We start from the raw sequence: 250 nt of genomic DNA on the forward strand, positions 1-250 counted from the left end.
GTGCCGAGCGGGTGCGTGAGGCTCGGGCCGGCAAGGCGCGCCTTGAAGTCGATGTCGTTGACGCCGACCTTGTAGAAGAAGGGCCCGATCAGCACCACGAGCGCGAGCGTGCCCAGCAGCCACAGGCTCCAGTAGGCGAGGCGGTGGCGCTTGAAGCGCCGCCACGCCTCTTGCCATGGCGAGACGCTGGTGGTGGCCTTCGAGAGCGACGGCGGCGCGCCGAGCGTGCCGCCGCCGGACACGCGCCGGG

At 72.0% G+C, this 250-nt stretch carries 1 pseudogene; it reads right to left on the reverse strand.

The annotated features are described in order from the left end of the window. A pseudogene (locus KZZ04_RS20145) lies at positions 1 to 250 on the reverse strand (hypothetical protein); the annotation flags it as partial.

The sequence above is a fragment of the Pseudoalteromonas sp. CR1 genome (assembly GCF_019392235.1).
GTDB lineage: Bacteria > Pseudomonadota > Gammaproteobacteria > Enterobacterales > Alteromonadaceae > Pseudoalteromonas.